At 46.9% G+C, this 13,009-nt stretch carries 11 protein-coding genes, 2 tRNA genes and 1 pseudogene; 5 read left to right on the top strand and 9 right to left on the bottom strand.

Annotation, left to right across the window (positions count from 1 at the left end):
- Window positions 1–189 precede the first annotated feature (189 nt).
- Window positions 190–1,077 (bottom strand): SDR family NAD(P)-dependent oxidoreductase, encoded by an 888-nt coding sequence (locus tag ACT6PV_RS13495; protein ID WP_445116800.1) that lies wholly within the window; start codon window positions 1,075–1,077, stop codon window positions 190–192.
- Window positions 1,078–1,532: 455 nt separating this feature from the next.
- Window positions 1,533–1,732: pseudogene (locus tag ACT6PV_RS13490) on the bottom strand (bifunctional O-acetylhomoserine aminocarboxypropyltransferase/cysteine synthase); the annotation flags it as partial.
- 294 nt (window positions 1,733–2,026) lie between these two features.
- Between ACT6PV_RS13490 and ettA the strand changes: the two are divergent.
- Window positions 2,027–3,688 carry an energy-dependent translational throttle protein EttA gene (gene ettA / locus ACT6PV_RS13485; RefSeq protein ID WP_445116799.1) on the top strand — a complete coding sequence of 554 codons (1,662 nt, stop codon included), beginning with the start codon at window positions 2,027–2,029 and terminating at the stop codon, window positions 3,686–3,688.
- Between the two features lie 103 nt (window positions 3,689–3,791).
- On the opposite strand, the gene ACT6PV_RS13480 is transcribed toward ettA, so the two are convergent.
- The 7 genes from ACT6PV_RS13480 to ACT6PV_RS13450 all read right to left on the bottom strand — a co-directional run bounded on the left by ACT6PV_RS13480 (window position 3,792) and on the right by ACT6PV_RS13450 (window position 7,765).
- Entirely contained in the window at window positions 3,792–4,160 is a 369-nt protein-coding gene (locus ACT6PV_RS13480; RefSeq protein ID WP_445116798.1) for a tetratricopeptide repeat protein, read from the bottom strand.
- Window positions 4,161–4,368: 208 nt separating this feature from the next.
- Entirely contained in the window at window positions 4,369–4,668 is a 300-nt protein-coding gene (locus ACT6PV_RS13475) for a hypothetical protein (protein WP_445116797.1), read from the bottom strand.
- A gap of 445 nt (window positions 4,669–5,113) precedes the next feature.
- Entirely contained in the window at window positions 5,114–5,455 is a 342-nt protein-coding gene (locus ACT6PV_RS13470; RefSeq protein ID WP_445116796.1) for a hypothetical protein, read from the bottom strand.
- A gap of 102 nt (window positions 5,456–5,557) precedes the next feature.
- Window positions 5,558–5,633, bottom strand: a tRNA-Glu gene (locus ACT6PV_RS13465).
- Window positions 5,634–5,673: 40 nt separating this feature from the next.
- Window positions 5,674–5,749: transfer RNA gene (locus tag ACT6PV_RS13460), tRNA-Ala, on the bottom strand.
- Between the two features lie 57 nt (window positions 5,750–5,806).
- The gene (gltX, locus tag ACT6PV_RS13455; RefSeq protein WP_445116795.1) at window positions 5,807–7,315 is read right to left on the bottom strand and encodes a glutamate--tRNA ligase; all 1,509 of its coding nucleotides are present in this window, start codon (window positions 7,313–7,315) and stop codon (window positions 5,807–5,809) included.
- A 141-nt stretch (window positions 7,316–7,456) separates the two neighbouring features.
- Window positions 7,457–7,765, bottom strand: coding sequence for a DUF4179 domain-containing protein (locus ACT6PV_RS13450; protein WP_445116794.1), 309 nt, complete (start codon window positions 7,763–7,765; stop codon window positions 7,457–7,459).
- Between the two features lie 625 nt (window positions 7,766–8,390).
- Between ACT6PV_RS13450 and rsmH the strand changes: the two genes are divergently transcribed.
- Genes rsmH through ACT6PV_RS13430 form a run of 4 tightly spaced genes read left to right on the top strand, consistent with a single transcriptional unit; the run spans window position 8,391 to window position 13,008 of the window.
- On the top strand, window positions 8,391–9,317 hold the full coding sequence (gene rsmH / locus ACT6PV_RS13445) for a 16S rRNA (cytosine(1402)-N(4))-methyltransferase RsmH (protein WP_445116793.1): 927 nt from the start codon (window positions 8,391–8,393) through the stop codon (window positions 9,315–9,317).
- Window positions 9,314–9,646 (top strand): cell division protein FtsL, encoded by a 333-nt coding sequence (ftsL, locus tag ACT6PV_RS13440; RefSeq protein WP_445116792.1) that lies wholly within the window; start codon window positions 9,314–9,316, stop codon window positions 9,644–9,646. The genes rsmH and ftsL overlap by 4 nt, the downstream gene beginning before the upstream one ends.
- A gap of 10 nt (window positions 9,647–9,656) precedes the next feature.
- Entirely contained in the window at window positions 9,657–11,495 is a 1,839-nt protein-coding gene (gene ftsI, locus ACT6PV_RS13435) for a penicillin-binding protein PBP3 (protein WP_445116791.1), read from the top strand.
- Between the two features lie 10 nt (window positions 11,496–11,505).
- Entirely contained in the window at window positions 11,506–13,008 is a 1,503-nt protein-coding gene (locus ACT6PV_RS13430) for a UDP-N-acetylmuramoyl-L-alanyl-D-glutamate--2,6-diaminopimelate ligase (RefSeq protein ID WP_445116790.1), read from the top strand.
- Window position 13,009 lies beyond the last annotated feature (1 nt).

Below are 13,009 nucleotides of genomic sequence, written 5' to 3'. Positions count from 1 at the left end.
TGTGGCAATGAAAGCTTTTTCATAATCAAACAACTCATTTTCTCATGCAATTGATTTAATTTAAAATATGAATCAAGAGAAATTATATTCATGTGTATGAGTTTTTTGAAAGGTTGGCTATATACTGAAACATGAAATACATTCAGCACAGTAAACCCATGCCCGGTCGTTTTTTCCGGGTATGTGCCCTTACCAGTGTTCGCCGGGAAATAATCGGGCATAGGCTCGCTGGATCAGATTCAGTTTTTCCTGCTGACCGACAGAGGCGGTTGAACTTGGGAATAAATTGAATCCGATGGACATCAGTTTATTGTTGACGCCGGGTGCAATTGAATACGTGATGGAAGCCAGTCGGCCTAAACCGGTGGCCACTTTCTTCGGTCGTTTTACAATGGCGTAGGCAATCAGGTCAGCGGCCTGCTCCGGTGAAAGGGTCGGGACATATTTATAAATTCTGGTCGGTGCAATCATGGGAGTGCGTACCAGCGGCATATAGACTGAGGTGATTGCAATTTTATGGGAGTGGACTTCCGCAGACAGGCAGCGGCTGAAGGCATCCAGTGCAGCCTTGGATGCTACATAAGCTGAAAAACGGGTTGCATTGGCCAATACACCAATCGAACTGATATTAATGATGTGGCCATCCTTCCGGGTCATCATCTGCGGCAGAATATTCAGGACCAGTCGCACTGCACCAAAGTAATTCAACTGCATGGTCCGTTCAAAATCATGAAACCGGTCAACGGATTCATGCACGGCACGGCGGATTGAGCGGCCGGCATTGTTAATTAAAAAATCAATATGATCAACCGATTGCAAAATTTTCTGTGAGATTTCATCAATTGCATCCATATCATTTAGATCACATGGGAAAATGCTTGCCTGTCCCCCCGCGGCCTGTATATCTGTCTGCACCTGCTGCAGGGTGTCTTCGGTACGTGCGACCAGTAATACATGAGCGCCTGCCGAAGCGAGTTTTTTGGCCATCGTTAACCCGATGCCACTGGATGCACCGGTGATCAGTGCGATTTTTCCCTGGACTTTTTGCTGAAACAGCTTCTCCATTTTTGGATTCATGTGCATTTCCCTGATGTGATGAAGCGTAACGGACCTGTATTTATTTTATGACGTGATCATTTTTTATTTAAGCGATGATCTGTTACTGCGAGTGAAAATAATAACAGAATATGTAAAAAAGAATGGAACTCAAGCACATGAATTTATAAATATTTTTAGAGTAATTGCTCTATTTTTCATGCTGTATCAAGTGATTTTTAACATGGATGATGAAGAAATCAAAGCCTGAAAATAAAAAAAGCTTCCCTGCCCGGGGAGGGAGTCGCCACAGACTGTGTGGTTAAACACTGGTTAAAGCCTGTTCCAGATCAGCCAATAAATCATCAATATGCTCAAGCCAACCGAAGGGTGAGCCATATTTGCATTGATCCCCGCCGCTGCCAGGTTCCTGCTCGTTTAACTGGCAATGGGTGGTTGTCGGATGACAAGAGAAATTATATTCATGTGTATGAATTTTTTGACAGGTTGGCTATAACTGTCGTAATGCATCCGGTGTAGATATCTACCTGTATTTTAAAATCAAATAAATCAGCACCATGCTGAGTGTTGTCAAATGCGTAGGATGTAGTCTGATAAATCGGGACAGCCACGGCTTTCGTGGTGGCTCAGGTGTGTATCCTGCATGAATGGCAAGGATTTCATCTTTATAAGTCATGATGCTGTCATCGTAATACGTTTAAATATCAATCAAGTGTGGCGTTAAACCCCATGAAATGAAGCGACAGAAATATGCAAATCTATGTATTTTGTTGCATCAGCGTGAATATGATTCCGACAGCACTGAATAACCCTGTCAGTATTTAAGCTGTCTGTTTTTTTAATGGCGATTTTCAGGGAAACAACTTGCATGATGCAAAGCATCCCTTATTTTTTCAGCGCTTTCATCGTATAATGTCCGCATTATTTTATCGCAATTGCGATATTCTGGTTTTCAGTTGAGGAGTCCTGCGTGGCCCAATATATTTATACGATGAACCGGGTGTCCAAAATGGTTCCGCCCAAGCGCGAAATCCTGAAGAACATCTCTTTATCATTTTTCCCGGGCGCTAAAATTGGGGTGCTTGGTTTAAACGGGGCAGGTAAATCGACCCTGCTGCGTATTATGGCTGGTGTGGATAAAGACTTTTCCGGGGAAGCCCGCGCGCAACCTGGCATTAAAATTGGCTACCTTGAGCAGGAACCACCACTGGATCCGAGCAAGGATGTACGTGGCAATGTGGAAGATGGTCTGCGTGAACCACTTGATGCCCTCGCCCGTCTGGACGAAGTCTTTGCTGAATACGCGGCTGAAGATGCCGATTTTGAAGCCCTGGCCAAAGAACAGGAAAAACTTGAATCGATTATTCATGCCTGGGATGCACATAACCTGAACAATCAGATGGAACAGGCAGCCGATGCACTGCGTCTGCCGGCCTGGGATGCGGATGTCACTAAACTCTCCGGAGGAGAGCGTCGTCGGGTGGCGCTGTGCCGTCTGTTGCTGTCCAGACCGGATATGCTGTTACTGGACGAACCGACCAACCATCTGGACGCAGAGTCGGTCTCATGGCTGGAACGCTTCCTGAAAGACTTTGCCGGTACCATTGTGGCCATTACCCACGACCGCTATTTCCTGGATAATGTGGCGGAATGGATTCTGGAACTGGACCGTGGACATGGTATTCCTTACGAGGGTAACTATACTGCCTGGCTGGAACAGAAAACTACCCGTCTGGAACAGGAACAGAAACAGGAAGAATCTTTTGCCAAGGCACTGAAGAAGGAACTTGAATGGGTCCGTTCCAATGCCAAAGGGCAGCAGAAGAAAAATAAAGCACGGATGGAGCGTTTTGAAGAGCTGAATTCCAAAGAGTTCCAGCAACGTAATGAAACCTCTGAGATTTATATTCCACCAGGTGCCCGTTTAGGCAACAAAGTGGTTGAAGTGGAAAATATCAGTAAATCATTTGGTGACCGTCTGCTGTATGAAAACCTGAGCTTTAATGTTCCGCCGGCGTCCATTGTTGGGATTGTCGGACCGAACGGTGCCGGTAAAACCACATTATTCCGCATGATGACGGAAGAGCAGAAGCCGGACACAGGAACGGTCAGCCTGGGCGAGTCGGTCAAGGTGGCGTATGTGGGCCAGATCCGTGATACCCTGGATGACAAAAAGACGGTATGGGAAGAAGTTTCCGGCGGTCTGGACATCCTGAAAGTGGGAGATTACGAAATTGCATCCCGGGCCTATATCGGTCGTTTCAATTTTAAGGGACAGGATCAGCAAAAACGTGTGGGTGAGTTATCCGGTGGTGAAAGAAACCGTCTGCAACTGGCGAAAATTCTTCAGCAGGGGGCAAATGTCATCCTGCTCGATGAACCCTCCAATGACCTTGATGTGGAAACGTTGCGTGCACTTGAAGATGCCATTCTGGTGTTTCCGGGTACAGTGATGGTGGTTTCGCATGACCGTTGGTTCCTGGACCGTATTGCGACACACATCCTGGCGTTTGAAGATGAAGGTCCGGTATGGTTTGATGGCAACTACTCTGAGTACGAAGCCTATCGTAAGAAAACCCTGGGGGATGAAGCACGGCCTCATCGAAGCAAATATAAGAAAATCAGTGGTTAATCGCTGATCTGTTATATGAAAAAACCGGCACGTACTGTACCGGTTTTTTATTTGCGGGTTGTTTTATCGCCTCTGTGAAGATCAATGCTGTCCCGGGGCAGGGCTAAACAGGAATCTGCGTGGTGCTGATTTTTAATAATTCATCGCGGGCCTCAGTATGTCCCTGACGGGCCGCCAGCATTAACCATTGTTCTGCCTTGAAGAGATTGGATGTCACGCCCAGCTGACCGTTTAAATAGCACTGCCCCAGTTTGAACTGTGCTGAACTGTAGCCGCGTGTTGCAGCAGATAAAAAACACCACATGGCATTGCGTTCATCTGAACAGGAGGGTGAGGTTCTATGGGGGTGAGGACGGCTGAAACCGTATTGTTTTGCCAGGAACTCATAATATCGGGCTTTCTGATAGTGCAGATAGGCATCGGAAACATGGCTGTGCTGGACACCGTGATTTTTATAATTCAGATAAGTCATGACACCATTTTTTATGAACGATATTATTTTGATTAGTTTCATCACCTGATCTTCTTGTGAAAATGATGAAAAGCGGTAACATTATTTTTATGTGTAGGCATTTCATCTGTATTTAAAAATAAAAGCCTATCAGGCTGGAAAACCAATGATAAATCAGTTTTCCAGGTATGCTTTCCATGTCAGCACAAGCCAGTCAGCAAGATGAAGATCAGGAAAAAGCAAGTTGATTATAGGCTTTCAGTAATTCCAGTCTGGCTTGTGGATGACCCTGATGGGCCGCCTGGACCAGCCATTTCTCGGCGTACGAATAATTACGATCCAGACCAAGCTGACCGTTTAGATAGCTTAAGCCCATTTTATACTGTGCTTCCTTATCACCTCTTAAGGCGGCACGCAGGTAAAACCACATGGCGTTGCGGATATCATGTTCCTCATCATCGCTGAGCAGTCCGGCATAGGATGCATGTGGGCTTGCAACGGCATTTCGTTCAGAGTGATAACTCTGCACGGAAGATCCATGATGCGGAGCTGTATCAGGCTGCCTGTCTGATACAAGTGCTGATTCAGAATGATATTTAAAACGTCTGAAAATATGTGTAAACATATATACCTCCCTGTTAATCCATTAACAAAGTATGTGAATAGCTGATCTGTATATATTGATTAGCTTCTCTTAATTTAGTTGTTTTTAGTGGCTTTGTGAATAATAAAATTGTAATTTGTCAACAGTAAAATATATTTTTTTGTATAACAATGATTTATTTTGAGTGGGTTTTTTGATTTTGCTATGGGGATATCGGCTTGCCGGCTGGGCATATTGCCCGGAGCTGATCCGGGGTAAATTTATGTCCGCAGACTTATTGAAGAAATAGGCCGGATTCTGCCTGGTGATTTATATGTGCAGTCCGCTGGACAGCGCATGCAGGGAATGATCTGTGTTGTGAATGCAGGGATTAAACCTGCCACTCGTGATGACAGTCCCGGCATTTCCAGTTCTTGTTGGCATTCATGAAGGCCTGCATGGAAATTTTAAAATCAGGCAGATCACGCCAGAACATGATTGCAGCCATGATGCAGATGAGAAAAACCACCACGGTGGCAATCTGTATAACCGGTCCGGCCCCATTGCCGAAAAGCCACATGGCGATACTGATGATGACCAGAAGTAACAGTACAAAAATAGCAGGTACCAGGACGACCAGGCTCCGGGGTACAACAGGACGGACCGCAGGTGCAGTGGCACTTGTGACGGGCAGAATTTTACGGCTCTGGCAGTTGGGGCACTGGTATTGCATGATGACTCCACAATTTATTTCGACTGAATTTTATAACAATGTGGTGCAAATCTAAAATTCAAAGCAATAAAAAACCACTGAAGATCAGTGGTTTTTTGAATTTGGCGTCCCTACGGGGATTCGAACCCCGGTTACCGCCGTGAAAGGGCGATGTCCTAGGCCTCTAGACGATAGGGACTTATGAGGCAAAACACAACGGAGGTTGGTTTATACATACATGGTGGAGCCAAGCAGGATCGAACTGCTGACCTCTACAATGCCATTGTAGCGCTCTACCAACTGAGCTATGACCCCAGTCTGTGTGAGCGCCATATTAGGGATATTCCGCCGGCACGTCAATAAAAAAATGACTTAAGTTTTATCAACTGCATCATTTTTCGGCAATTTCAGGCTTTCATTGAGTTTTTCCCATACTTTGCTCTCTTTTTTGCTCGGACCGCCGACAATTTCGAGGGCATGACGCAAACGGGCAAAGGTCAGATCAGGGCCAATAGTCACCATGGATTGCATGACCGGTGTGGAACTGGTGGAACCGGCAATGGCAATAAAGAAAGTCGGCATGAAATCACGCAGTTTAATTTCCATCTGCGTGGCCAGTTCCATCAGAGTCTGACTGACCGTGTCGTTGTTCCAGCTGAACAGGCTTTCCAGGCGCCAAATGGCAAATTGCAGACTCTGGCGCAGTTGTTCTTCAGTCAGTTTACTGCCGGCAAATTGTTCCTTTGAAAGCTGGGGAAACTGGTTGAAATAAAAGCCGGCCCAGTTGACAGCATCAGACAGCAGGTTAATCCGTGGCTGAATGGCCGCGGCAATTTCCTCGAGTTTATTGCGATCTGATTTCCATGCCAGCAGGGTGTTCAGTAACTCGGCAGGGGACAGCGCCTTGATCCATTGGCCATTCAGCCAGTTGAGTTTTTCAACATCAAAAATCGGGCCACCGAGGGAGACGCGCTGAATGTCAAAATGTTCAACCATTTCAGCCAAACTGAACTTTTCACGTTCATCCGGCATGGACCAGCCCATGCGTCCCAGGTAGTTTAACAGGGCTTCAGGCAGCACGCCGATGTCTTTGTAGTAATTAATCGATGTGGGATTTTTACGTTTTGACAACTTGGACTTGTCTGGGTTACGTAATAACGGCATGTGACACAGAACCGGCATTTCCCAGCCAAAGTACTGATAAAGCAACTGATGTTTGGGTGCAGAAGGAATCCACTCTTCGCCACGAATTACATGGGTGATTTGCATTAAATGATCGTCAACCACATTGGCAAGGTGATACGTCGGCAGACCATCAGTTTTCAGCAGAATCTGCATGTCGACCTGTGCCCAGGGGATTTCAACTTCGCCCCGCAGCATGTCATTGAACCTGCACACGCCTTCCTCGGGGACTTTCATGCGGATGACATGGGCAACGCCTGCTGTCAGGCGCTGCTGGATTTCATCTACCGACAGTTTCAGACCACGACCGTCATAGCGGGGTGTTTCTCCACGGGCCTGCTGTTCGGCACGCATCTGGTCCAGCTCTTCTGCCGTGGCGAAGCAGTAAAAAGCATGGCCATTTTCCACCAGTTGCAAGGCGTATTGTTTATAAATGTCCATCCGTTCCGACTGACGATAGGGCGCATATGGACCACCGACATCAGGCCCTTCCGACCAGTTTAGGCCCAGCCAGCGTAGTGAATCCAGAATCATTTTTTCAGATTCAGGGGTGGATCGCAGCTGGTCTGTATCTTCAATGCGAAGAATAAACTCTCCGCCATGCTGTCTGGCAAAGCACAGGTTAAACAGTGCAATATATGCGGTTCCTACGTGAGGAAAGCCTGTTGGAGAAGGGGCAATACGGGTACGGACAGTCATAACTAACAAAGATTCGGAAGGTAAATTGTGTTTATTATAACGAAAAAGCCCAGGTGCTTAAGGTTTTATTCACCATAAGCACCTGGGCTTTTTCCCGAATTTCAGGGGAGTAATGAATCCGGATTTATTCAGTGATATGAATCAGGAGTTGTGTGGCTGGAGAAAGGCCTGTACAAAACGTGAAAAGCGCTGATGCTGTTCAGCAAAAAAATTCTGAGTCGGTGCGGCCTTAATTGAGGTCAGAACCCTCAATTGATCATTGTCGGGGACAAGCTTGTTGTCTCCACGCTTTTGCTGGGTCAATGCTTTTTCAATTGGCGACAATTTTTCTGTGACAATTGGTGAGCTAATCTGCTTTTGTGTATCTTTAATGATCGCCGTATGTCCTGCCTGGACACATAGGCTCAGTAAAAAACTTAAACCGACTGTTTTATAAATCCGGGTATTCATTTCAAACATCCCCCCCATGGTTGATCGTTGTTTTTTTAACTTAACCAAAGACTTTTAATCCCAAGCTACATTTTAACCGCAAATGATAATAAAAATCATAAACAGGTCACATTTTTTTACAAAAAACATAAAACAATGGGTTGAATAGTGTGCTTTCTGTTGCGGGTACACATATTCAGGCTATTTTTTAACAAATAATTGTGGAGATAGCGTGAAGATATGCCCCTGGATAATGAGATATTTTCTCATTTATTATATACAAAAACAGGCAAGGGGTAATTTTAAAAACAGGTCTTCCTTACTCTTCTTTGTTTAAGTATTTGAGCATTAATTATAAAAAATAAAAATATAGTGCTGCAAATTATTAAAAAACGCGTGTAAACAAATAAAAAGATTTACGCTGCTGTCTGATCGGGTTAATCGGTCTTGAGCGGCACAGGCGGTAGCTATGCAGCAAGAGAGTTTTTAATTGCCTTCGCTGGGGAGGCTTTTTCATGCAGTCTGAAGGTGCTGCAACGATTTTTTCCATGAAAAGTAATATTTTCCTACAAAAAGTCGTTTGGTGCTTTGTTAAAACAGGGTAATAATGTGCAGTTACATTTTTCAGTCGAATTGAAATCCACTTATGTCCCATATTTCTGTATTACTACATGAAACTGTTGATGCTTTACTTGCAGATCGCAATACAGGAATTTACGTTGACGGGACATTCGGCCGCGGTGGACATACCCGTTTACTGCTCTCCAGACTGGATGAAAATGCCAGGGTGTATGCTTTTGATAAGGACCCGCAGGCTTTAACGGTTGCCGCCGCGCTGGAGCAGGAAGACTCACGCTTTAAAATGATTCATGCAAGCTTTGCAGATTTACAACAGCAACTCAACCAGCTTGGGGTATATGCAGTTGATGGCATTATGGCAGATTTAGGGGTGTCTTCACCGCAGCTGGATCAGCCGGAGCGGGGCTTCAGTTTTATGCATGACGGGCCATTGGATATGCGGATGGATAATTCGCAGGGGCAGACGGCGGCACAATGGCTGGTTGATGTGGATGAAGAACATCTTGCCAATGTAATTTTTCAGTACGGTGAGGAACGTTACAGCCGGCGCATTGCAAAAGCAATTAAGCAGGCGGGTTATATTGAAACCACCGGGCGTCTGGCGGAAATTGTCAAGCTTGCCCACCCGAAATGGGAAAAAAACAAACATGCAGCGACACGGACTTTTCAGGCGATTCGCATCGAAATGAATAAAGAGCTGGAAGATGTACATGCCTTTTTACCTCAGGCGGTGGATTTGTTAAAATCACAGGCACGGCTGGCGGTCATCAGTTTTCATTCGCTTGAAGACCGGATTATTAAACAATTCATTCAGAAAGAATCCACCCTGGCTGAAGATCATGGCTGGGGAATGCCGCAACAGCGGGAAGATACCCGTCGGCTGAAAAAAGTTGTCCGGACTCGGGCAAGTGACACAGAAGTAAAACAGAATCCCCGGTCACGCAGTGCGTGGCTCAGGGTTGCAGAACGCCTGGAATCAGAAGATGCAGCATGAAAGAAGAAACAGTTGAAACAAAAGGCAGTAAGCCGCTTTTGAAGCCCCTCCTGGTTTATGGTCTGCTGATTGTATTAGTGGTGGGCAGTGCATTTATGGTGGTGCTTCAGGTGTTTGCGTATCGCCATGATTTCCGGGATTTAAACGCCTATATGCGTGAACGGGAAGACATTAATGCCGAATGGGGACGGCTGTTGATTGAACAGCAGACTTTCGGTGCAACGGCACAAATCGGGACCCGTGCTGTTACCCAGTTGAGAATGTATTCTCCACCACCATCCCAGACAGTGGTCATTTCATTACCGACTGAAACAGAACAGAAGAAATAAGGCATGCTGTATGGTAAATAAACAGACAAAACAGACACGGCAAGCACAACCGCGCAGAAAACAGCAGTCGATTTCGGAAAAACCTTCCATTGCTGTTGATATGTGGCGCTTTTATCTGATGTGGGGTGTGGTATTGCTCTGCTTTGTTCTGCTGGTGGCCCGTGCTTTTTATGTACAGGTGGTGAATAAGGATTTTCTGCAGAATAAGGCCAATGCCAATATTTTAAGGACAGAAAAGCTTAAGGCCATGCGTGGTGTGATCAGTGACCGTTATGGTGTGCCACTGGCGATCAGTACGCCCATCATGAAAGTGGTGATTGATCCCCGGGAATATTTTGAAACCCGGGAAGAGTTCGATACAGTGACTGAGGCCCTGAAAAAAGAGCCGAATAATCGGAAGCTGAAACGTCAGCTGCCCAATAAAAATCTCAATCTGGATGAACTGGCCGATGCCGTGGGCATTGACCGGGCAGATCTGAAAAAGAAATTGAAAGAACGGCCACGTTCGCGCTATCTGGTACTGAAAAAGGAAGTGCCGCCACCGCAGTCAGATCTGATTGTTAAACGTAATTTTGCCGGCGTTTATGCTGAAAAAACCTATAAGCGTTATTATCCACAACCGCAACCGAATGCACAGATTATTGGCCTGACCAACAGTGAGGGCGCCGGGATAGAAGGGCTGGAAATGCAGCTCAATAAACGACTGGCCGGTATGGATGGCGAACAGAAAATTGCCCGTGATAAACATGGCAACCGGGTGAAGATTCCAGAAGTCATTAAGGAAGTTGAAGCCGGGGAAAACATGACTTTAAGCATCGACTCCCGTTTGCAGTACATCATGTATCGTGAATTGACCACAGTCGGGGTTGCCAACAATGCCCGTTCAGCTTCTGCGATTGCTGTGGATGTTAAAACCGGTGAAATTCTGGCCATGACCAGCTGGCCTTCCTATAATCCAAATGATAAAAATGGCCTGAAAAATAAGGATGCCATGCGGAATCGGGGCGCAATTGACATGTTTGAACCCGGTTCAACCATGAAGCCCTTTACCATTTCGTCGGCACTGGAAAGTGGAAAATACACGCCGAATACGATAGTCAATACCAGTCCGGGTTCCATGCGTATTGGTAATCATACCATTCGGGATACCCACAATTATGGTTCGCTGACGGTGACCGGGGTGATTATTAAATCATCCAACGTGGGCTCAGCAAAAATTGCCCTGTCCATGCCGTATTCCACGCTGCCGACCTTTTTTAAGCGAATTGGTTTTGGTGAACGTTCGGCGGTAAAATTCCCCGGAGAAAGTGGTGGCCTGATCTTACCGCCCACCAAATGGAATGTGTCAGAAGTCGGGACCATGGCCTATGGCTATGGCATTAACGCGACCATGTTGCAGCTCGCACAGGGTTATGCCATGCTGGCCAATCATGGCATGAAACATCCTTTAAGCTTATACAAGCTGGAAGGGGAACCGAAAGGCGAGCAGGTACTTGAACCTAAAATAGCCGATCAGGTTCTGCTGATGCTGGAACAGGTGACCATGCCGGGTGGTACCGCGACACAGGCCAATATTCCCGGTTATCGGGTCGGGGGCAAAACCGGGACTGCACATAAATTGCGCCCGGATCACCGGGGCTATTCCAATACTGAATATCGGGCCTTATTTGCCGGTGTTGCACCCATCAGTGATCCACGGCTGGCGATTATTGTGGTGGTGGAAAATCCACGTGGGCAATACTATGGCGGTCTGGTGGCCGCACCTGTGTTTGCCCGGATTATGCAGGAGTCGCTGCGTCTGATGAATGTGCCACTGGATAAACCGCTGAATACAGGAAAAGCTTCCTGATGGATAACATATGACAATCAGCTTTCAGGACATTGACCGTTCCATAGCAGGGCCGTTATGGGTGTCCGAGCCTTTTACGGGATTTTGCCTGGACAGCCGTGATGTGCAGCCAGGCCAGATATTTATTGCGCTGGACAGTTATTCCCAGCCTGGAAAAACCCTGCAGTTTGCACAGTCGGCCCTGGAACGGGGCGCACTGGCGGTCATCAGTGAAACGGACCTGGGTATAGCGGAGAGTCTGGCCTGCCCTAAAGTCCGTCATCTGATGGGCGGCTGGCAAAACACATATTTACAGGCAACAGATGCTGTACAGCCTGCCAGGCTGCTGGCGGTGACCGGAACCAATGGTAAAACCACCATTTCCCGCCTGATGGCAGAACTATTGACTCTGCAGGGACACAAATGTGCCGTCATGGGCACCACCGGCAATGGTATTCTGCCGCAGCTGGAAGTGTCTTCGCATACCACACTGGATGCTCTTCAACTACAGAATCTGCTACATGATTTTGCAAAAAACGGTGCAGAATTTGCTGCTATTGAAGCCAGCTCCCACGGCCTGGAGCAGGGCCGTCTGAATGGCTGTGAAATTGAAATTGCGGTTTACAGTAATTTAAGTCGGGACCATCTGGATTATCATGGCACGCTTGAAGCCTATGCCCAGGCCAAGGCTGAACTTTTTAAGTTTGCATCGCTGAAAGTTGCGGTCATTAATATGGATGATGAGTATGCGGCGGTCATGCTGGCGGCCGCACGCAGCAATCCGGCTGATCCGGCAATATTGACGTATTCAACCCGTCAACCGGCAGATTACCAGGTCCTTGCCGTCCAGTATGCACTGGAAGGTGTGCATTTCCGCCTGAAAACTCCCCAGGGTGAGTTTGAGGTGCAAAGTCCATTACTCGGGCATTTTAATATTGAGAATGTGGTGGCAAGTCTGATTGCAGTGCAACAGGCAGGCTTTGATTTACAGCAGTTGATTGACAGTGTGCCTCAACTGGTGGGGGCGCCGGGCCGTATGCAGGTGATCCGTGACCGTGAACGGCTGTTTGTGGTGGATTATGCGCATACACCGGATGCACTGACTCAGGTACTGCAAACGCTGAAACGGCATGTGTCCGGGCAGCTATGGGCGTTATTCGGCTGTGGTGGTGATCGAGACCGGGGCAAGCGTCCATTGATGACCGAAGCTGCGTTGGCGCAGGCCAATCCGGTCATTCTGAGTTCGGATAATCCACGAACAGAAGACCCTGAACAGATCTTTGCAGATATGAAACAGAGCGCGGATTTCAGTCAGCATACGGTGTATGAAATCCATGATCGCCGTGAAGCCATTAAATATGCGGTCAGACAGGCCCAGCCTGGTGATATCATTGTCATTGCTGGAAAAGGGCATGAGAACTATCAGGAAATCAATGGTATTCGTCACTGGTTTGATGATGCAGTGGAAGTGCAGTCAGCAATTGGTGCACAATCCCACACCACAGATTCAGCTTATCCAGCTCATCAGGAATAAG

It is taken from the genome of Acinetobacter sp. WZC-1 (genome assembly GCF_052544965.1).
Note: the sequence above shows the minus strand (reverse complement) of the source record. Positions and strands in the feature narration are given on the sequence as shown.